Genomic DNA, 19,856 nt, shown 5'->3' with positions numbered 1-19,856 from the left:
GGCGTGGCAGGATGCTTCTTCAGACCACGCCCGTGGCCCCCAGCAGGTTGCCAACGCTGAAGGTGGCGGCGAGCGCCAGGGCTCCGCCTGCTACGACACGGACTGCTGCCCGGGCTTTGGAGCCGCCGCCGATCCAAGCCCCGAGCGCACCCGTCAGTGCCAGGGCAAGGAGGACTGCGGCGAAGGTGACGGGGACCCGGATTTCCGGTGGCGGGAGCAGGATTGCCAGCATGGGGAGGATTGCGCCGGTGATGAAAGCGACGGCAGAGGCAAAGGCCGCATGCCAAGGGCTGACAATGTCCGTCTCGTCAATGTTGAGCTCGGCGGACAGGTGCGCGGCCAGTGCGTCATGCGCCGTGAGTTCCTCAGCTACTTTGCCGGCTGTTTCCGGGCTGAGGCCCTTGGCCAGGTAGAGGGCAGTCAGCTCTGCAAGTTCCTCTTCCGGTTCCTCGGCCAGTTCACGGCGTTCCTTCTCTATCAGGGCCCGCTGGCTGTCGCTTTGGCTGCTGACGGAGACGTATTCGCCCAGCGCCATGGACGCGGCCCCGCCCACCAGGCCCGCAGCTCCTGCCGTCAGTATCGGCCCGGTTGCGGCGGTGGCTCCCGCTACTCCCACAACGATGGCGGCCACCGAGACAATGCCGTCGTTGGCACCAAGGACGCCCGCCCGCAGCCAGTTCAGCCGCTGCGCCATGTCGTTGCCGTGCGGTTCGTTGTTATGGAAGGAGGGTGCGGTGGCGGCGTCCATCCCTACAGCAAACCACCCCGCTCGGCGGACCCGCCAGCACCAGCAACTCCAGGCCGCCCGGGGCCAGGCTGCCTTATCCGGGCAGTTGGGGAAGCTGCGCTTCGTCCAGGACAAGACCGGGAAGCGGATTTGGGCCGGCGCCCCAGTGCTGCGCTCGGCGGGCCCCTCCCTGCAGTGCTGACAGGGCCCAAGCCCGCGTGCTGCCGTCGGTAATTGCCACAATGTCCCCATAAGCCGGCAAGGTGTCGGCCTCCAAGCGGGCAAGTCCTGCCGCCGGAGCATCCAGGAACTCCTGGTCCAGTACGTAGCCGGGCGGTTGCGGGGCTGGGGCCCCGCAGTGCATCCGGCTGATCGTTCCGGCCTGATCGGCGAGGTACTGGTGCTGTTTCCGGAAGTCCGACGCCGTGCGTGCCCCTTCCGGGGGAAGGCGGGTGAGGGCGGCCTGGTACCCGTACACCGTCTCCAGTTCCGCCTCAGCCGCGGCTGCAAGGGCGGTTGCCACGCCGCCGTTGTCATCCACCGTGCCCTCGGCGGCATTGGCGTCGACGTTGGCGTGTGGCCGCCCCGGCAGAGGGGGAGGGGAGGGGGGCAGAGATGCGGGCTCCGTGGGGCCCGGCGAAGCTGCCGTGCCTTCCTGCGCTGTCCCGTCCTGCGCCAGGCCTTCCTGCCCCTGGTCGCCCCGGGATGGTGAAGCTTTCGCCCCAAGCTGTTCGGCTGCCAGAAGCTGCGCGATGCCGCTGCCGGCCAGCAGCCGCGCGATGCCGCCGTCGGCCGTTTCCGCGTCCCTCAGGCGTTGCTGCCCGCTGGCGGCGAGGGCGGCGGCGAACCTGGCCACAGTCACTTGGGCAGGAGGAGCCGACGACGGGGGAGCAACCGTGGGGGGAGCCCCGGCCGGAAGGGACGCCGTCGCCGTAGCCGTAGCTGACGCCCTAGCTTCAGCGGAAGCCGGACTGTCAGGAAGCAGCAGCGCCCGGGCCTGGAAGGTCAGCAACGTCACAACCTGGTCCAGCGGGGCCGCCCCAGTCCCGCCGGCGGAAACGTTCCCTCCGGCAGCGCCAAGTTCCAGCCCGGCAGAACGGAGCCGCAGGGCATCTTCCAAGGCGGCTGCGCGCGCCTGTTCGGAGAACGGCGGTTCCGCAGGTGCAGGCGGAACAGGGGGGATCAGCGCGAAACCCAGGCTCAGGACGAGGAGGGCTGTGAGCGAAAAAACGGCGTACCGGAAATAGCGCATCCGTGGGCGGTTTTCCTGGTCGTCATCTTTCACAACAGACCATGGTGTCACGCCGAGGGGGGACTTCGTGCACCAATGAACCGCTAAAATAGCTAGGCTAGTACACACAACATCATCTAACGGGAGGCGGCCGGCATCGTGAGCAATGCAGAAGCCACAGCTTCATCAGACCAGACCGCTACGGGTAAGGCTGAGGCCGCACACAATCCGGAAGCTGCACGGCTCAGGGCACTCCTTGAACCCTCGGTCCAGGCCAACCGCCTGTACCTTGAGGACGTCGCGATCGTCCCCGGTTCCCACCGGGTGGTCCACGTGGTGGTGGACCTTCCCCAAGAGGAAACGGGCGGGGTCAGCCTTGACGTCATTGCTGACATTTCCAAGGTGCTGTCCGATGTGCTGGACAACGATCCTGCCGACGACGGCCGCCCCTACGACCTTGAGGTCTCCTCGCCCGGTGTCGGCCGGCCGCTGACGGAGCCGCGGCACTGGCACCGCGCCAAGGGCCGGATGGTCAAAGTCAACGTCGTCCAGGGCGACAACGTTATGGGCCGCGTCCAGTCGGTGGATGACGGCGGTGTGATGATCGTGCCCGAAATCGCCGTGAAAAAGGGGATGAAGCCCAAGCAGGGCGATCCCATCAAGCTTCCTTTCGACAGGATCCGCAACGGAAAAGTCGAGATCGAATTCAGCCACCTCAACGGGAATGGTCTGGAAACTGAACACAATGGACCTTCTGAGGAGGCCTGATGGATATTGACATGAGCGCACTGAGACTTCTGGAGCGTGAGCGTGAAATCCCGCTGGACCTCCTGATTCCCACCATCGAGCAGGCGCTCCTGGTGGCTTACCACAAGTCGCCCGGCGCCTTCGAAAAGGCCCGTGCGGAACTGGACCGCAAGAGCGGCCACGTCACCATCTGGGCCGTGGAAATTGACGACGACGGCGCCCCCATCGGCGAGTTCGAGGATACCCCGGAAGGTTTCGGCCGCATCGCTGCCAGCACCGCCCGCCAGATCATCCTGCAGCGGCTGCGCGACGTCGAGGACGACAACGTCCTGGGCGAGTTCAAGGGCCGTGAAGGCGAACTCGTGGCCGGCACCATCCAGCAGGGACACAACCCGCACATGGTCCAGGTCAACCTGGGCGCCGTTGAAGCACTCCTGCCGCCGCCCGAACAGGTTCCGGGGGAGAAGTACATCCACGGCAACCGCCTGCGTGCCCTGGTCATCGACGTCCACCGCGGCTCCAAGGGCCCGTCCGTGACGCTGTCCCGGTCGCACCCGGGACTGGTCCGGAAACTCTTCGAACTGGAAGTACCGGAAATCGCCGACCGCTCCGTCGAGATCGTCGCACTGGCCAGGGAAGCCGGCCACCGCACCAAGATCGCCGTCAAGGCAAACGCCGCCGGCATCAACGCCAAGGGCGCCTGCATCGGCGAAATGGGCTCGCGCGTGCGCGCAGTGATGACAGAACTGAATGACGAAAAGATCGACATCGTCGATTTCAGCGAGAATCCGGCCACGTTCATTGCCAGTGCACTGTCCCCGTCGCGGGTGAATTCGGTCACCATTACCGATGAGGCCACCCGTTCCGCCCGCGTGGTGGTTCCCGATTACCAGCTTTCCCTGGCCATCGGCAAGGAGGGCCAGAACGCCCGCCTGGCGGCCAAGCTCACCGGCTGGCGCATCGACATCGTTTCCGACGCCGCAACCGCGCGCGAAAACTAGCCCCGCCCGGGAGTGACGGGCCACGCCGGAACAGCACTGGGGTTTCGGGCAGAACGGCCCGGAGGGGCTAGAATAGAAAAGGCCGCGCCCAACGGCCGGCAGTTGTGCGCCCTGCGAGTGCCCCTTCCGCTTGAACAAGCGGAGGTAAGGAATTCCAGGGCCAGCAGATATGAACGTCAGGAAGATGACCGTGGCAGTGCTTTCCAACGGGAGTCAACCGGAACGTACCTGCATCGGCTGCCGGAAGAAGGGCAAGCGGAATGAATTACTCCGGCTCGTCGCCGAAGGCAGCGGATCAACCGCTGTCCTGGTGGATGAACGACGCCGGATGGCTGGCCGGGGTGCATGGCTGCACCCCAGCGAATCGTGCCTGGCTCTGGCGATTAAACGGCGGGCTTTCGGACGTGCCCTTTCGGGCGCAACCGGAACGGCCGCCGTCGAACACTGGATCAAGTCGGAAGCGAGCGTTGCAGCCACGGCAACTGCAACACCAACCGTCCAACCTGAAAGCGGGTCAGAAATCTGATGGAAACCCGATGAGTTCCCAGCGATGAGTGCGCAACGATGACAACTTTGTTGCGCTCTGCAATGGGCCCTTCTGCAGCAATCGCGGCTTGGGCCCGCAGTAAGAAGTAGACGGTTCGTGCCTGGCTCGGTGCGGACCGAGACAGGAGAAATGTGGCCAAGGTCCGCGTACACGAGCTCGCCAAAGAGCTCGGTATAACTTCCAAAGATGCAGTGACAAAACTGCAGGAACTGGGCGAATTCGTTCGCTCCGCCTCTTCCACCATTGAGGCCCCCGTTGTGCGCAAACTGCGCAACGCCTTCCCCGACGCTGCTGCCAAGGCATCAGCACCGGCCGCCGCGCCCAAGGCAGCAGCCCCGGCGGCAGAGGCACGTCCTTCAACCCCCGCTCCCGGTCCGGCAGCGCCCAAGGCTCCGGCCCCCAAGGCGCAGGCACCTGCCCCCGCAGCTCCGGCTGCATCGGCACCCGCCGCACCGGCAGCACCCGTGGCACCGGCAGCGCCTGCTTCCAGCGCGCCTGCCGCTCCGGCAGCCCCCGCTGCACCGTCCACCGGCGCAAAGCCCGGTGCACGCCCGGCCCCCAAGGCCGAGACTCCGGCAGCACCTCCCCGCTCCGGCGGGCAGGGCGGTTCAGCTCCCCGTCCCGGCGGTCCCCGTCCGGGCAACAACCCCTTCGCCACCTCGCAGGGCATGCCCCGCGGCCGTGGCGGTGACGGTGAGCGCGCTCCCCGTCCCGGCAACAACCCGTTTGCCACCTCCCAGGGCATGCCCCGCCCGGGCGGAAGCCGTACCGACGGCGACCGTCCCGGTGGTCCGCGTCCTGCAGCAGGTGCCGGCGGACCCCGTCCCGGTGGTCCGCGTCCCGCAGCAGGCGCCGGTGGGCCCCGTCCTGCCGCAGGTGCCGGCGGACCCCGTCCGGGTGCACCCCGTCCCGGTGGTGCCGGTGGTGCCGGTGGAAACCGTCCTACTCCGGGCATGATGCCCAACCGCACTGAACGCCCGGCTCCGGCCGGTGCCGGACGTCCGGGTGCCGGCGGCCGTGGCCCGGGACGCCCGGGCGGCGCTCCCGGAACCGGTGGTCCCGGTGGCGGCGGCGGTGCTCCCGCCGGTGGTGGCTTTGGCAAGGGCGGCCGCGGACGCGGTGGCACCCAGGGTGCCTTCGGCAAGGGTGGCGCCGGACGTGGCAAGCAGCGCAAGTCGAAGCGTGCAAAGCGCCAGGAACTTGAGCAGATGAGTGCCCCGTCGCTGGGTGGCGTGAGCGTACCCCGCGGCGACGGCAACACTGTGATCCGCCTCCGCCGCGGCTCGTCCATCACGGACTTCGCCGACAAGATCGAGGCGAACCCCGCCGCACTGGTAACCGTGCTGTTCCACCTCGGTGAAATGGCAACGGCCACGCAGTCGCTGGACGAGGAAACCTTTGCGCTGCTGGGCGAGGAGCTTGGCTACAAGCTCCAGGTTGTGTCGCCGGAGGACGAGGAGCGCGAGCTGCTCTCCACCTTCGACATCGACTTCGAAGCCGAGCTCGAAGCCGAAGGCGACGAAGACCTCGAGGCACGTCCTCCGGTTGTCACCGTTATGGGCCACGTGGACCACGGTAAAACCCGCCTCCTTGATGCCATCCGCAAGTCCGACGTTATGGCGGGCGAGCACGGCGGCATCACGCAGCACATCGGTGCCTACCAGGTCACTCACAACCACGAAGGCGACGACCGGAAGATCACCTTCATCGATACCCCGGGCCACGAGGCGTTCACCGCCATGCGTGCCCGTGGTGCGAAGGTCACCGACATCGCCATCCTGGTGGTCGCAGCGGACGACGGCGTGATGCCCCAGACCGTTGAAGCCCTCAACCACGCCCAGGCGGCCAACGTGCCCATCGTGGTGGCCGTGAACAAGATCGACAAGGAAGGCGCCAACCCGGACAAGGTCCGCGGCCAGCTGACCGAGTACGGCCTCGTTCCCGAAGAATACGGTGGCGACACCATGTTCGTGGAGGTCTCTGCCCGCCAGAACCTCAACATCGACGAGCTGCTCGAGGCAGTCCTGCTCACTGCAGACGCTGCCTTGGACATGCGCGCCAACCCGAACAAGGACGCCCGCGGTATCGCCATCGAAGCCAACCTGGACAAGGGACGCGGTTCCGTGGCCACTGTCCTGGTGCAGTCCGGCTCGCTGCGCGTCGGCGACACCATCGTTGCAGGCACCGCCCACGGCCGCGTCCGTGCGATGTTCGACGACGACGGCAGCGCCCTGACCGAGGCCGGCCCGTCCCGCCCCGTCCAGGTGCTGGGTCTGTCCAACGTGCCGCGTGCAGGTGACACCTTCTTCGTGACCGCTGACGAGCGCACCGCCCGCCAGATCGCTGAGAAGCGTGAAGCAGCCGACCGCAACGCCGCCCTGGCCAAGCGCCGCAAGCGCATCAGCCTGGAAGACTTCGACCAGGCCGTCGCCGAAGGCAAGATCGACACCCTCAACCTCATCCTCAAGGGTGACGTGTCCGGTGCCGTGGAAGCCCTCGAAGACGCGCTGCTCAAGATCGACGTCGGCGAAGGCGTGCAGCTGCGCGTCATCCACCGCGGTGTTGGTGCCATCACGCAGAACGACGTCAACCTGGCGACGGTCGACAGCGCCGTCATCATCGGCTTCAACGTCAAGCCTGCCGAGCGTGTTGCCGAACTGGCAGACCGCGAAGGCGTGGACATGCGCTTCTACTCCGTCATCTACGCAGCAATTGATGACATCGAGATGGCGCTCAAGGGCATGCTCAAGCCGGAATACGAAGAATTCCAGCTGGGCACCGCCGAGGTCCGCGAAGTCTTCCGTTCCTCCAAGTTCGGAAACATCGCCGGCTCGATTGTCCGCTCCGGCATCATCCGGCGCAACACCAAGGCACGCATCAGCCGCGACGGCAAGATCATCGGTGACAACCTCACCGTTGAGACGCTCAAGCGCTTCAAGGACGACGCCACCGAGGTCCGCACGGACTTCGAGTGTGGTATCGGTCTTGGCTCTTACAACGACATCACCGAAGGCGACATCATCGAGACCTTCGAAATGCGTGAGAAGCCGCGCGTCTAAGGCTTGACGCAGTGCCGGTTGGGGCCGTCGGATTTTTCCGGCGGCCCCGCCCCTTCGCTGGGCGGCTTAGGATCTTCGATCCTGCGCCGCCCAGCTTCGGCAGGCCCGATGCCACTCCCGGGCCGCCGGAAAAAACCAACGGGAGCCGTCGTTTAAGCTCGCCTGAGGTGCGTGGCGAAAAAACCTAAACGTGCGTAGCAGCCCCTCGGGCCGCCGTCGTACGTCCCAACTTTTTCTTCTTTTAGGAGTTGTTCATGGCTGATCCGGCACGTGCTGCCAAGTTGGCGCAGCGGATTAAGGTTGTTGTTGCTGAGGCCCTGGGCCGGAAGGTTAAGGATCCCCGGCTGGAGGGCATCACCGTTACCGATGCCCGGGTGACGAATGATTTGCAGCATGCCACCCTCTACTACACCGTTTTTGGTGACCAGGCCGTTCAGGCTGATGCTGCCAAGGGCCTGGAGAAAGCCAAGGGTGTACTTCGCCAGGAGGTGGGGCGCAATCTCAGCATTCGCCTGACTCCCACCCTTGAGTTCGTCTCCGACGAGGTTCCCGTAATTGCATCCAACCTGGAGGAACTCCTCCGGGAAGCCAAAAAGCGTGACGCCGAAGTGGCAGCCCTGGCTGCCAGCGCGAGTCACGCCGGGGACGCCGATCCCTATAAGAGTGATGCGTCGGCCGATGTGGACATCGACGAAGACGACTTTGATGAAGAGGACTTTGACGTCACGGACGGCGAGGAACTCGACGAGGACGGCAACAAGCAGTAGCCGTCATGGCAGCAGAAGCCCCGGGCCGCATTTGCGGTCCGGGGCTTCTGCTTCCCAGAAAACTATGTCTTGTCCTACCGGATGCCCGCTTTGATCACCTTGCCTTTGCTTGGATCAGCGAAATTGAATCCTGCCGTGGCGTACAGCGACTGTCCGCGGACTTCCACCGCGGCCGGCCCGTCGATGGCGAGGAACTGTGACTTCTCGCAGGTTTGGGCATCGATCTTGATGATTTCGTTGCCGAACATGGACGCTACGTACGCGTCGCCGTCGTCAGCGATGGCAAGGCCAGTGGGGCTCAGGATGTCCTCAGCCCACACACGGGAAGAGCCGCTCCAGGGGTTCACGCGGAAGATGGCTCCGCGGGCTCCGAGCGAAGGATCCTCCGGCCCGCCGGGAAGAGACGTGACGTACAGCCGGCCATTCGGGCCGAACTCCACGTCCGTCGGTACGGGTTCAAAGGCGTATTCGTGGCCCACCACGCACGCAGGGACCTCCACAGTCGTCCCCGCCATGTCCACCGGGATCTTTGTCCCTGCAGGGATTACGGCAGGCCGCGGCGGCAGGACTGCCAGCGTGGAAACGTCGCCTGTCTCTATGTTCACTTCCAGGATGGCGTTTGCTCCCGCGTCAGCGACATAGGCGGTATCGCCCCGGACGGCCACCCCGTAGGGGTGCGAGTCCAGAGCCCCCTGGTAATGGGCAGGCGGGAAGGCAGGCCAATCGGCCAGGCATGCTGCTGAGACGTCGGGGCCAAAGCCGTAATGCTGATCGCGGTCCGGGTTATTTTCGCGTTCGTAGCCGGCCAGGTTGGCAATAGTGCGCACCTCGCCCTGTGAGTCGATGGACTTCAGGTAGCCCTCGAGAGCCTTCGGATCACCGGCGCCCACGCTTTCCACGAAGTAGGTGGTTCCGCGCCGGGTTTCCACACCTGCTACGTCCCAACCCTTCTTGCCCTTGTAGAGGGTGGTGGTGGAGCCGTCGTCGTTGACACGGCTGAGGAGCCCGGCGAAATTCTGGGTGACCAGAACAGACTCATCGGAGCCCACGGCCAGGCTCAGGGGTCCAATGAGGTTCTCCGCCAGGGTCCGCGGCTCCGAGTGCTCAGGGGTGGAGCCCGCCAGCGCCGGGCCGGCAGGAATTGCGATCACAGCAGCAGCGAGACACGCGACAATTGAAAACTTCTTCTTCATTGGGTACTCCGGGTTTGGCGCCCTTCGCGGGCCGGTATAAGGAGCCTCGCAAGAGGCAAAAATGCGGAAACCCCCGGCGCCAGAGTATGCCTGCACAGCAACTGTGTCGCCGGGATTTCCCCCTATGCCGCCCCCTATTTTCGTCCCCTAATGCCAGCCCCTTGGCTAGGATCTAGCTATGACCCAGGCGGACCACGGCAAAACCAACCAGTACCTCGAAAGGGCGGTAGCCCTGGCCACCCGTAACGTCGCGGATGGGGGCGGGCCGTTCGGTGCGCTGGTGGTGACGAAGGATGGGCGGGTGCACGAGGGCGTCAACCGCGTCACCCGCGACAACGATCCCACGGCCCACGCCGAAGTGGTTGCCATCCGTACGGCTGCAGCTGCAGTGCGGAACTTCGACCTGCGCGGCGCGGTTCTTTACACCAGCTGCGAGCCGTGCCCGCTGTGCCTGGCTTCTGCCCTCTGGGCGCGGATAGACCGCGTATATTTCGCCGCGGACCGGTACGGTGCTGCTTCCGCAGGCTTTGACGACGCTGTTTTCTACGACTACTTCTCGGGGACCCGCCCGGAACTGTTGCCGGTCAACAAGGGTGACGTGCCGGCGTCGGACGCGCCCTTCCAGGCGTGGGGCGCCGCCCACAAAAGCCGGAAAGACTACTAGGTATGGATGCCACCCTCGTTGAATGCCCGCACTGCGGGAAGACCAACCGGGTGCCCGCCAGCGCTGCCGGCCGGCCCCGCTGCGGCAGCTGCCGGGGCGGGCTGCCCTGGATTGTGGACGCTGGCGATGCCGACTTCGGCACCGTCGCCGAGCAGTCGCCCGTTCCGGTGCTGGTGGATTTCTGGGCGGCGTGGTGCGGGCCCTGCCGTATGGTGAGCCCTGTCCTGGACAAACTGGCGCGTGAACGGGCCGGCGAAATCAAGCTGGTGAAGGTGGACGTCGACAAATCCCCGGGCCTGTCCCGGCGTTTCGACGTGCAGGCAATTCCCACCTTGATGGTTCTGGTGGACGGCAAAGTGGCAGCCCGGCAGGCCGGCGCCGCCCCCGCGGAGGTCCTGCGCCAATGGCTGGACGGAGCTCTTTCCGGCACCCGCCGCTGACAAAGGACCGCCATTCGGCCTAGGCGCGTTCCGGCAGCCGGGCCAGGGCTTCCAGCAGCTCCTGCTTCTTGCCGCACAGCGCGATCCGCACCCAACCCTCACCGATGGAGCCGAAGGCAGTTCCCGGTGCAAGTGCGACGCCCGACTCCGCAAGGAAGCGCCGCACCCACCCGCGCACGTCACCGCCGCTCACATGGGACACGTCGGCCCACAGGTAGAACGCGCCGTCGGCCTTCAAATAGGGAATTCCCTTGGCGTCCAGCACGGCGGAGGCGGCGTCCCGGTTGGCCCGGTAGTGCCCGTGTGCGTGCTGGACGTAATCCTGCGGCCCCGTGAGGGCGGCGAGCGCGGCATACTGCGACGGCGATGCCACGCACGAAACGATCGACTCCATGACGTTGTTCATCTTTTGCTCCAGTCCCGGCGGGCACACCAGGGCGCCGATGCGGAGCCCTGTGAGGCCATAGGTCTTGGACAGGGTCAGCGAGGTGAAGACGCGCGCCTCACCAGGCAGCACGCCGTCGAACCTTGCTGGACTCACGTGTGGGACATCGTAGGTGAACGCCTCGTAGCACTCGTCAGAGATCACCCACAGGTCGTGTCGGCGGGCCAGCTCCACGAGTTCCCGGGTCAGGTCCTCGCTGAGCACTGCGCCCAGCGGGTTGGAGGGCGAGTTCAGGACCAGCACCCGGGTCCGGTCCGTGATGAGGGCCTCGATGTCCGCGGTCCGAGGCCGGAAGCCGTGGTCAGGGTAGAGCGGGTAACCCACCGGCACGGCGTTCAGGAGGCGGCTGGTCATCGCAAACGTGGGGTAGCCGGGGTTTGGAATCAGGATTTCATCCCCGGGGGAGAGCAGCAGGCTCATGGCGAAGTGCAGGCCCTGCTGCGCGCCGTCCACTACGTACACGCGGTCGGCCCCCACATCACAGCCCTGCTGCTCCCGGAACCTCGCCGCGAACGCTTCCCGCAGCGACGGAATACCGGCGTTGGGGGTGTAGTTGGTCTCGTCCCTGTCCAGGCAGGCCATGCCGGCGTCGAGGACATGGCGGGGGAGCGGGAACCCGGGCTCGCCGATGCTGAGGACCAGGGCGCCGGGGGTACGCCACGCGGCCTCGGTGATTTCCCGGATCTGGTTGACGGGGACGTCGCGGACGTGGGCGGCAAGCTCAGGCATGCCTGCCATCCTAACTGGCGGACACTGCAGCACGGGGCTGGCCTCGTTAGCGGGGGCGGGCCGGCATTCCGCGGGCTGCACCGGGTGGGCGGGCGCCGGGACCAGCGCCGATATACTGGGAAGCGTGCTTTCTGGACTGGTGATAGTGGACAAACCGCAGGGATGGACCAGCCATGATGTGGTTGGCCGGATGCGGCGCCTCGCCGGTACCCGGAAAGTGGGGCACGCCGGGACACTGGATCCCATGGCAACCGGCGTCCTGGTGGTGGGCATCAACAAGGCGACCCGCCTGCTCACATACATCGTGGGCACCTCCAAGACCTACACCGCCACCATCCGCCTGGGCCAGTCAACCGTCACGGACGACGCCGAAGGTGACGTCACGGCCACGGCAGGCACTTCCACGGTGGGCGAGCAGGCAATTCACGACGGCGTTGCGGCCTTGACCGGGCAAATACAGCAGGTGCCGAGCAGCGTAAGCGCCATCAAGGTCAACGGGGAACGCGCCTACGCCCGGGTCCGCTCCGGGGAAGAAGTGAAGCTGGCGGCCCGCCCAGTGACCATTCACCGGTTTGAGGTGCACAGCATCAGCAGGGATGCCGGGGCCGACGTTGTGGACCTGGACGTCACAGTGGAATGCTCCTCCGGGACCTACATCCGTGCCCTTGCCCGCGACCTTGGCAACGCACTCGGCGTCGGTGGACACCTCACCGCCCTCCGGCGGACCCACGTCGGGCCCTACTCATTGGAACAGGCGCGCACGCTTGAACAGCTTGCGGAAGAGCTCAACGTCCTTGACATGTCCGAGGCCGCCCGGGCGCTGATGCCCAACCGCGAGCTCAGCCCGGAAGAAACCACGGAGATCTCCTTTGGCCGGCGGATTGCTGCCGGTGCTGCCCCTGGCAGCCCGGATGCAGCCACGGCCGAACATCCCGCAGCCGCCTTCGCCCCCGACGGAAACCTGGTGGCGCTGCTCGCTGACGCGGGCAGCTTTGCCAAACCCGTGCTGGTCTTTGCCCCCGGCAACGGAGGCCCCGGCAACGGCGCTCCCGGTACCGGCGCGTCCGGGGTGGCCTGAGGGTGGACGCGTATTTTTACATCATCCTGGTGGTGGGGCTCCTGTCCAGCGGAGTGTGCCTGCTGGCCGGCATCCTGAAAAAAGCACCTAACGACGTCACCATCCTCTCGGTCGCCGCCGTCGAGGTGGCCCTCCTGGTGTACCTGGTGGGATCCATCGTGCGCGTTATCGCGGGTGAGCCCATCGCGGGGGAGGCTTGGGAGTTCTGGGGCTATCTCGCCACGGCGATGCTCCTGCCGCCCGCCGCCGTCTACTGGTCCATTCTGGAACGTACCCGGTGGAGCAACTTTGTCCTGGCCGCCGTCGGTGTTACCGCCCTGGTGATGGCCGCCCGAATGAATCAGATCTGGTACTGAAGTGGAAGAAGCACGCAACGTGAAAGACCAGCCCTCCGGAACCGCCCGGGACGCCACCGCGACCGCAACCGGGTCCGGGAACACGCGCAACACCGGGCCGGGACGCCTGCTCATCGCCGTTTATGCGGTCTTCGCCATCTCTGCCTCGGCCCGCGCCGGGTACCAGATCCTCACTAAGTTTGCCGAGGCGCCGCTCGCCTACCTGCTGTCCGCGTTCGCCGCGCTGGTGTACGTCATTGCCACGATCTCCCTTGCCCGGGCCGGCAGCACATGGTTCAAGGTGTCCGTCGCAGCCGTCCTGGTGGAACTGGTTGGCGTGCTGGTGGTTGGCGCCCTGAGTGTCTTCGATTCCGTCCAGTTCCCGCATGAGACGGTGTGGTCCCTGTTCGGCCGGGGCTACGGATTCATTCCGTTGCTGCTGCCCATCCTGGGTTTGGGGTGGCTGTACCGGCGGCGGCCGTCCCGCGCGTCCTGACATCGGTTCGCCGGGGCGGTTGGCGTCCCGCGCCGACTGGCAAGGTGCGCTGCGTGAATACAGGTAATCTTTAGAGAGTTCCGCGGCCGTCAGGGTCCGGAGCGTTGATATGTGCACGCAGTAAAAGGCGAGGGTGATGGTCTACATCTGGAACGATCCGTCCGAGGTCCCGGCGGACTTCGGCCCATCTGTTGTCACCTTTGGGAATTTCGACGGAGTTCACCGCGGCCATCAGCAGGTGCTGTCCCAGCTGATACGCACCGCCCGCCTCAACCGGGCCAAGTCCGTGGCCGTCACTTTCGACCCCCACCCGGCCCTGGTCCACCGCCCCGAATCCGCGCCTGAGCTCATCATGGGGCTCCAGGACAAACTGGAGGCGCTGGGGGAGTTGGGCCTGGACGCCATCCTGGTGATGAAGTACTCCCTCGACCTCGCCAGTCTCACTGCAGAAGAGTTCGTGGAGCAGTTCCTGGTGGACCGCCTGCGCGCCAGCCACGTGGTGATCGGCCATGACGCCCGGTTCGGCCGCGGCAACTCCGGCGACCTGGACACCATGAAGGCGCTCGGCGGGAAGTTCGGGTTCGAGGTCCAGGTGATCAGCGAGTTCGGCTCGGAGGGCTACCCCCTGCATGACGACGACGGCACAGACCGCCGCTGCTCCTCCACCTGGGTGCGTGAGGCCCTGCAGGAAGGGGACGTCGCCACCGCCGCGGCTGTGCTGGGCCGGTCGCACCGAATGCGCGGTGAAGTTGTGCATGGTGCCGCGCGCGGCCGTGCGCTCGGATTTCCCACGGCCAATCTCGCCAGTAACGCCAGCGGACTCATCCCGGCTGACGGCATCTATGCCGGTTGGCTGGTGGACCAGGCCGGGACGCGCTGGCCGGCCGCCATTTCCGTGGGGTCGAATCCCACGTTCGACGGCGTAAGCCGGCAGGTCGAAGCGCATGTCATCGACCGGCCACACGAAGCGGTGGAGGACTTCGATCTGTACGGCCAGACAGTAGTTGTTGAATTCGTGGCCCGGCTGAGGGGCATGGTGGCATACCGTGGGCCTGAGGCGCTGGTGGACCAGATGCGCCTGGATGTGGTCCAGGCGCACCACCTCCTCGCCAGGCGCTGAAACCTTCTGCAGGGTAAGCGCGCCCCAGGGAAAGGCAGTTGCGTGTCTGTTGAGAAGAACACCAGGAAACTGGACGAAGGCATTGTCCGCGATTTCAGCTCGAGGATGAGCTACGCCTCGTACCTGCAACTGCCAACACTGCTTAGTGCGCAGCAGCCGGTCAGCCAGCCGCAGCATCACGATGAGATGCTTTTCATCATCCAGCACCAGACCACTGAGCTGTGGCTCAAGCTGGTGTTGCACGAGCTGCGGAGCACTGCTGCCTGGCTCCGTGCGGACGACCTCGGTTCCGCGCTCAAAGGCATTGCGCGCGTCAAGCACATCCAGAAGACCCTCACCGAGCAGTGGTCGGTGCTGGCCACGCTGACTCCCACGGAGTATTCGCAGTTCCGTGGCTTCCTGGGCAATTCCTCCGGCTTCCAGTCAAGCCAGTACCGGGCCGTTGAGTTCATTCTGGGCAACAAGAACCGCAAGATGCTTCCGGTGTTCGACTCGGATCCGGAAGCCCACGCCATGCTGGATGAGTTGCTTCACGCGCCCAGCATCTACGACGAATTCCTGGCCTACCTCGCCCGCCAGGGGTTGGCTGTGCCCCGGGCTGTGCTCGAGCGGGACGTCACCCAGGCCCACGAGTTCACGCCCGAACTGGTGCCGCTCTTCAAGCACATCTACGAGAACGCCGCGGACAACTGGGGCGCCTACGAGGCCTGCGAGGAGCTGGTGGATCTTGAGGACAACTTCCAGTTATGGCGCTTCCGCCACCTGCGCACTGTGCAGCGGACCATCGGCATGAAAACGGGAACCGGCGGGTCGAGCGGTGCATCATTCCTGCAGAAAGCCCTCGAACTGACCTTTTTCCCGGAACTGTTCGCCGTCAGGACGGAGATCGGCCAGTGACCACACAGGAGCAATCAACCGTGGGAAACTCCGACGAGAAGGAAGCGGCCCTGCAGCAGCGCGCCGCCGAACTGGACCGGCAGGATCCGCTGGCGCGTTACCGCACCCAGTTCATCGGCACCGATACGCCACTGTCCTACCTCGACGGCAACTCCCTGGGCCGCCCGCTCCAGCGCACCGCAGAGGACATCGGCGCGTTCATCCGGGACGGCTGGGGCGGACGCCTGATCCGGGGATGGGACGAGGAATGGCTGGAGCTGCCCCAGTCCATCGGCGACCAGCTGGGCCGCGCCGTGCTCGGCGCCGCACCCGGACAAACAATCATCGCGGACTCCACAACCGTGGTGCTGTACAAGCTGATCCGCGCTGCCCTCGCGGCCGTGGCCGACCCCGACCGCAACGAACTGGTCCTGGACACCGAAAACTTCCCCACGGACCGCTACCTCGTGGAGGGTATCGCCCTCGAGGAAGGCCTGACACTCCGCTGGATCGAAACGGACCCCAACGCCGGGGTGACCGTGGACCAGGTGCGCGAAGCTGCCGGGCCGCGCACCGCCGTCGTACTCCTGAGCCACATCGCCTACCGTTCCGGCCATCTGGCGGATCTGCCGGGCATCACTGCAGCAGTGCACGACGCCGGCGCGCTGGTGGTGTGGGACCTTTGCCATTCTGCCGGTTCAGTCGAGATTGGGCTCGACAGTGCAGGCGTGGACTTCGCTGCCGGCTGCACCTACAAGTACCTCAACGGCGGGCCGGGATCGCCCGCCTTCGCCTACGTCAACCAGCGCCACCTCCCCTCGCTCAACCAGCCGATCTGGGGGTGGATGGGCCGCAAGGACGCTTTCGAGATGGGCCCCGGTTACGAGCCGGCCGCAGGTATCCGGGGATTCCTCAGCGGCACCCCGGCGATCTTCGGAATGCTGGCCATGCGGGGCACGCTCAACCTCATCGAGGAAGCCACCATGGCCGCCATCCGGGAGAAGTCGGTGAAGCTGACCGCATTCGCCGTCGAGGTCTTCGAAGCCTGGCTGGCACCCCTGGGCGTGGAACTTGCCTCGCCGCGGGAGCCGGGGGAGCGGGGCAGCCACATCACCCTGGACCATCCCGGTTTCACCAAAGAGAACGTCGCGTCGCTGTGGGACGAGGACGTCATCCCGGACTTCCGCGCCCCGCACGGCATCCGGGTGGGACTCTCGCCGCTGAGCACCAGCTTCGCGGAGGTACTGCAGGGCATGGCGGCAATCCGGGAGCAGCTGGCGCACTAACGGACTAGCTGTCCTGACCTGAGAGGTTGGTGATGCGGCTGGCCGGTGGGGTCTGTTTCGACAAGATTGGGCGGGGGCCGGTAAACTGGGGGACGGATCCGGCTGCAGTCCGTGGCGGCTGGTTCCTGTTGTGTGTGGCACTGTCCGGGTTTCCCGGACCAGCCGCGGCGGCAGACCCGGCAGTGATTTACTGACCTGGGCCCTCACGGCACATCCCTAGGAGTTATCGTGGCACTTGAAGCCGCTGTAAAGCAGTCCATCATCAAGGAATATGCAACCGGAGAAGGCGACACCGGTTCACCCGAGGTCCAGGTTGCTGTCCTTACCCAGCGGATCAAGGATCTGACTGAGCACATGAAGGAGCACAAGCACGATTACCACACCCAGCGCGGTCTGCTGGCCATGGTTGGTCGTCGCAAGCGCATGCTGAGCTACCTCAAGAAGACCGACATCGCCCGCTACCGTGCGCTCATCGAGCGCCTCGGCCTGCGCCGCTAGTCGGACTTAGGGGCGGCCCCTTCCCGCACGGAACGGGCCGCCTCCTTCACCTGAAAAATTAAACAGGAGGATCAACCGCATCACGCATTCGCGGTCCTCGGTAGTGATCCCCGGGAACGGCTTCGTTGACTGAAGCCCCGGCCCGTGGGTCTCGATCGACGACCGGGTGCAGGGCCAGTAGACAGATGCTGGCCTGGGTTGATGCGGCTGGACTTCCGTAAGAAAGAAACGGAGGTGACTCTCTTGGAGGGTCCCGAAATCCAGTTCTCAGAAGCAGTCATTGACAATGGCCGTTTTGGCAAGCGTGTAATCCGCTTCGAAACCGGCCGCCTTGCCAAGCAGGCAGCCGGCGCGGCGATGGTGTACATCGACGATGACACAGCCCTGCTGTCCGCTACTACGGCCGGCAAGCACCCGCGTGAAGGCTTTGACTTCTTCCCGCTGACGGTTGACGTCGAAGAGCGTATGTACGCTGCCGGCCGCATCCCGGGCTCGTTCTTCCGCCGCGAAGGACGCCCGTCCACCGAAGCCATCCTGGCCTGCCGCCTGATGGACCGCCCGCTGCGCCCCGCCTTCGTCAAGGGCCTGCGCAACGAGGTCCAGATCGTGGTGACCGTCCTGGCCATCAACCCTGACGAGCTCTACGACGTGGTGGCCATTAACGCCTCCTCCATGTCCACCCAGCTTTCCGGCCTGCCGTTCTCCGGCCCCATCGGCGGCGTTCGCGTTGCCCTGGTTGCTGACGAAAACGGATCACAGTGGGTTGCTTTCCCCAAGCACTCGCAGCTGGAAAACTCCGTCTTCAACATGGTGGTAGCCGGCCGTGTTGCCGGTGACGACGTCGCCATCATGATGGTTGAAGCCGAAGCTACCGACAACTCCTGGAACCTCATCAAGGAACAGGGCGCCACCGCCCCCACTGAAGAGGTTGTCTCCGAGGGCCTTGAGGCTGCCAAGCCGTTCATCAAGGCACTGTGCGACGCCCAGGCCGACCTGGCTGCACGCGCTGCCAAGCCGACTGTGGAGTTCCCGGTATTCCTCGATTACGAGGACGATGTCTACTCTGCCGTCGAGTCCGCTGCCGCTGACAAGCTGGCCGCTATCTTCCAGATCGCGGATAAGACGGAGCGCAACGACGCTTCGGACGCGCTGAAGGACGAAGTTACCGCTTCCCTGAGCGCCCAGTTCGAAGGCCGCGAGAAGGAGCTGTCCGCAGCGTTCCGCTCGGTCACCAAGCAGGTTGTGCGCCAGCGCATCCTCAAGGACCAGATCCGCATCGACGGCCGTGGCCTGACGGACATCCGCCAGCTCACCGCCGAGGTCGAGGTTCTGCCCCGCGTTCACGGTTCGGCCATCTTCGAGCGCGGCGAAACCCAGATCATGGGTGTCACCACGCTGAACATGCTGAAGATGGAACAGCAGATCGACTCGCTGTCGCCGGTGAAGACCAAGCGGTACATGCACAACTACAACTTCCCGCCGTACTCCACCGGTGAGACCGGACGCGTGGGCTCGCCCAAGCGCCGCGAAATTGGCCACGGCGCCCTGGCTGAGCGCGCACTCGTGCCGGTCCTGCCGTCCCGTGAGGAATTCCCGTACGCCATCCGCCAGGTGTCTGAGGCTCTCAGCTCCAACGGTTCGACGTCGATGGGTTCCGTCTGCGCCTCCACCCTGTCGATGCTGAACGCCGGTGTGCCCCTGAAGGCCGCCGTCGCCGGTATCGCCATGGGCCTGGTCTCCGACGAGGTTGACGGCCAGACGCGCTACGCGGCACTGACCGACATTCTCGGCGCCGAAGATGCCTTCGGGGACATGGACTTCAAGGTTGCCGGAACCTCCGAGTTCGTCACGGCCATCCAGCTGGACACCAAGCTTGACGGTATCCCCGCCTCGGTCCTGGCAGCAGCCCTGAAGCAGGCCCGCGAAGCACGCCTGCACATCCTTGAGGTCATCGACTCGGCCATCGACACCCCGGACGAACTCTCCGAGTTCGCACCGCGCGTCATCGCCGTGAAGATCCCCGTGGACAAGATCGGCGAAGTCATTGGCCCCAAGGGCAAGATGATCAACCAGATCCAGGAAGACACCGGCGCCGACATCTCCATCGAGGACGACGGCACGGTCTACATTGGCGCCACCGACGGCCCGTCTGCAGACGCAGCACGGTCCGCCATCAACGCCATCGCCAACCCGCAGGTCCCGGAAATCGGCGAGCGTTACCTGGGTACGGTCGTCAAGACCACCACCTTCGGGGCGTTCGTGTCGCTGACCCCGGGCAAGGACGGCCTCCTGCACATCTCCGAGCTCCGCAAGCTGGCCAACGGCAAGCGCGTGGACAACGTTGATGACGTTGTCTCGGTGGGCCAGAAGGTCCAGGTGGAAATCACCAAGATCGACGACCGTGGAAAGCTCTCGCTCGCCCCGGTAGTTGCCGAGGAAGAAGGCGCCGAGGTTGAGACCGAGCGCGCCCACACCACGGAACCTGCTGAAGGCGCTGACATCTAGCAGCCCCGGCTTGCGGGCCAAGCCCGCAGCACTTGTATGAATCGGCGGGGACGGTGGGTCGGTCCCCGGGCCCAGCGCTGTGGTGGTGGGAACCCAAGTCCTGCTGTCAATT

General features: G+C 65.5%; 19 protein-coding genes. 15 read left to right on the top strand and 4 right to left on the bottom strand.

The annotated features are described in order from the left end of the window. Positions 1-19 precede the first annotated feature (19 nt). Positions 20-748 (bottom strand): VIT1/CCC1 transporter family protein, encoded by a 729-nt coding sequence (locus tag AC50X7_RS11650; protein WP_494979147.1) that lies wholly within the window; start codon positions 746-748, stop codon positions 20-22. Between the two features lie 73 nt (positions 749-821). Next, the gene (locus AC50X7_RS11645; RefSeq protein WP_494979146.1) at positions 822-2,012 is read right to left on the bottom strand and encodes a DUF4439 domain-containing protein; all 1,191 of its coding nucleotides are present in this window, start codon (positions 2,010-2,012) and stop codon (positions 822-824) included. A gap of 105 nt (positions 2,013-2,117) precedes the next feature. On the opposite strand from AC50X7_RS11645, the gene rimP reads away from it, so the two are divergent. The 5 genes from rimP to rbfA all read left to right on the top strand — a co-directional run bounded on the left by rimP (position 2,118) and on the right by rbfA (position 8,079). Further along, complete coding sequence (gene rimP / locus AC50X7_RS11640; protein WP_307095659.1) at positions 2,118-2,726, top strand: ribosome maturation factor RimP; 609 nt, start codon at positions 2,118-2,120, stop codon at positions 2,724-2,726. After that, a complete protein-coding gene (gene nusA / locus AC50X7_RS11635) occupies positions 2,726-3,706 on the top strand; it encodes a transcription termination factor NusA (protein WP_307095658.1) in 981 nt (326 codons plus the stop codon). The genes rimP and nusA overlap by 1 nt, the downstream gene beginning before the upstream one ends. A 184-nt stretch (positions 3,707-3,890) precedes the next feature. Further along, entirely contained in the window at positions 3,891-4,232 is a 342-nt protein-coding gene (locus AC50X7_RS11630; RefSeq protein WP_494979145.1) for a YlxR family protein, read from the top strand. 152 nt (positions 4,233-4,384) lie between these two features. Then, a complete protein-coding gene (gene infB, locus AC50X7_RS11625) occupies positions 4,385-7,312 on the top strand; it encodes a translation initiation factor IF-2 (RefSeq protein ID WP_494979144.1) in 2,928 nt (975 codons plus the stop codon). 254 nt (positions 7,313-7,566) lie between these two features. Further along, entirely contained in the window at positions 7,567-8,079 is a 513-nt protein-coding gene (gene rbfA, locus AC50X7_RS11620) for a 30S ribosome-binding factor RbfA (RefSeq protein ID WP_307095654.1), read from the top strand. A 74-nt stretch (positions 8,080-8,153) separates the two neighbouring features. On the opposite strand, the gene AC50X7_RS11615 is transcribed toward rbfA, so the two are convergent. Further along, a complete protein-coding gene (locus AC50X7_RS11615; protein WP_494979143.1) occupies positions 8,154-9,272 on the bottom strand; it encodes a ScyD/ScyE family protein in 1,119 nt (372 codons plus the stop codon). Positions 9,273-9,450: 178 nt separating this feature from the next. On the opposite strand from AC50X7_RS11615, the gene AC50X7_RS11610 reads away from it, so the two are divergent. Further along, entirely contained in the window at positions 9,451-9,936 is a 486-nt protein-coding gene (locus tag AC50X7_RS11610; protein ID WP_494979142.1) for a nucleoside deaminase, read from the top strand. A gap of 2 nt (positions 9,937-9,938) precedes the next feature. Next, positions 9,939-10,376: a thioredoxin gene (gene trxA / locus AC50X7_RS11605; protein ID WP_494979141.1), complete on the top strand. Its 438-nt coding sequence runs from the start codon at positions 9,939-9,941 to the stop codon at positions 10,374-10,376. A 19-nt stretch (positions 10,377-10,395) separates the two neighbouring features. Here the strand turns inward: trxA and AC50X7_RS11600 are convergent, their stop codons facing one another. Beyond that, complete coding sequence (locus AC50X7_RS11600; protein WP_494979140.1) at positions 10,396-11,550, bottom strand: pyridoxal phosphate-dependent aminotransferase; 1,155 nt, start codon at positions 11,548-11,550, stop codon at positions 10,396-10,398. 124 nt (positions 11,551-11,674) lie between these two features. On the opposite strand from AC50X7_RS11600, the gene truB reads away from it, so the two are divergent. The 8 genes from truB (at position 11,675) to AC50X7_RS11560 (ending at position 19,744) form a co-directional block, all read left to right on the top strand. Beyond that, the gene (gene truB / locus AC50X7_RS11595) at positions 11,675-12,628 is read left to right on the top strand and encodes a tRNA pseudouridine(55) synthase TruB (protein ID WP_494979139.1); all 954 of its coding nucleotides are present in this window, start codon (positions 11,675-11,677) and stop codon (positions 12,626-12,628) included. A gap of 2 nt (positions 12,629-12,630) precedes the next feature. Next, positions 12,631-12,984 (top strand): hypothetical protein, encoded by a 354-nt coding sequence (locus AC50X7_RS11590; protein ID WP_307095646.1) that lies wholly within the window; start codon positions 12,631-12,633, stop codon positions 12,982-12,984. Between the two features lie 19 nt (positions 12,985-13,003). Further along, complete coding sequence (locus AC50X7_RS11585) at positions 13,004-13,459, top strand: hypothetical protein (protein WP_494979138.1); 456 nt, start codon at positions 13,004-13,006, stop codon at positions 13,457-13,459. A 136-nt stretch (positions 13,460-13,595) separates the two neighbouring features. Continuing rightward, positions 13,596-14,579, top strand: a complete 984-nt coding sequence (locus tag AC50X7_RS11580; protein WP_494979137.1) for a bifunctional riboflavin kinase/FAD synthetase — start codon at positions 13,596-13,598, stop codon at positions 14,577-14,579. Positions 14,580-14,621: 42 nt separating this feature from the next. Further along, the gene (gene kynA / locus AC50X7_RS11575; RefSeq protein ID WP_494979136.1) at positions 14,622-15,476 is read left to right on the top strand and encodes a tryptophan 2,3-dioxygenase; all 855 of its coding nucleotides are present in this window, start codon (positions 14,622-14,624) and stop codon (positions 15,474-15,476) included. 20 nt (positions 15,477-15,496) lie between these two features. Continuing rightward, on the top strand, positions 15,497-16,741 hold the full coding sequence (locus AC50X7_RS11570) for a kynureninase (protein ID WP_494979135.1): 1,245 nt from the start codon (positions 15,497-15,499) through the stop codon (positions 16,739-16,741). Positions 16,742-16,969: 228 nt separating this feature from the next. Continuing rightward, positions 16,970-17,239 carry a 30S ribosomal protein S15 gene (rpsO, locus tag AC50X7_RS11565; RefSeq protein WP_307095637.1) on the top strand — a complete coding sequence of 90 codons (270 nt, stop codon included), beginning with the start codon at positions 16,970-16,972 and terminating at the stop codon, positions 17,237-17,239. A 243-nt stretch (positions 17,240-17,482) separates the two neighbouring features. Beyond that, complete coding sequence (locus AC50X7_RS11560) at positions 17,483-19,744, top strand: polyribonucleotide nucleotidyltransferase (RefSeq protein ID WP_494979258.1); 2,262 nt, start codon at positions 17,483-17,485, stop codon at positions 19,742-19,744. Positions 19,745-19,856: the final 112 nt, after the last annotated feature.

The sequence above is a fragment of the Pseudarthrobacter sp. Hb11 genome (assembly GCF_059383655.1).
The sequence above is the reverse complement of the archived record's forward strand: the minus strand, read 5'-3'. Positions and strand labels throughout refer to the sequence as shown.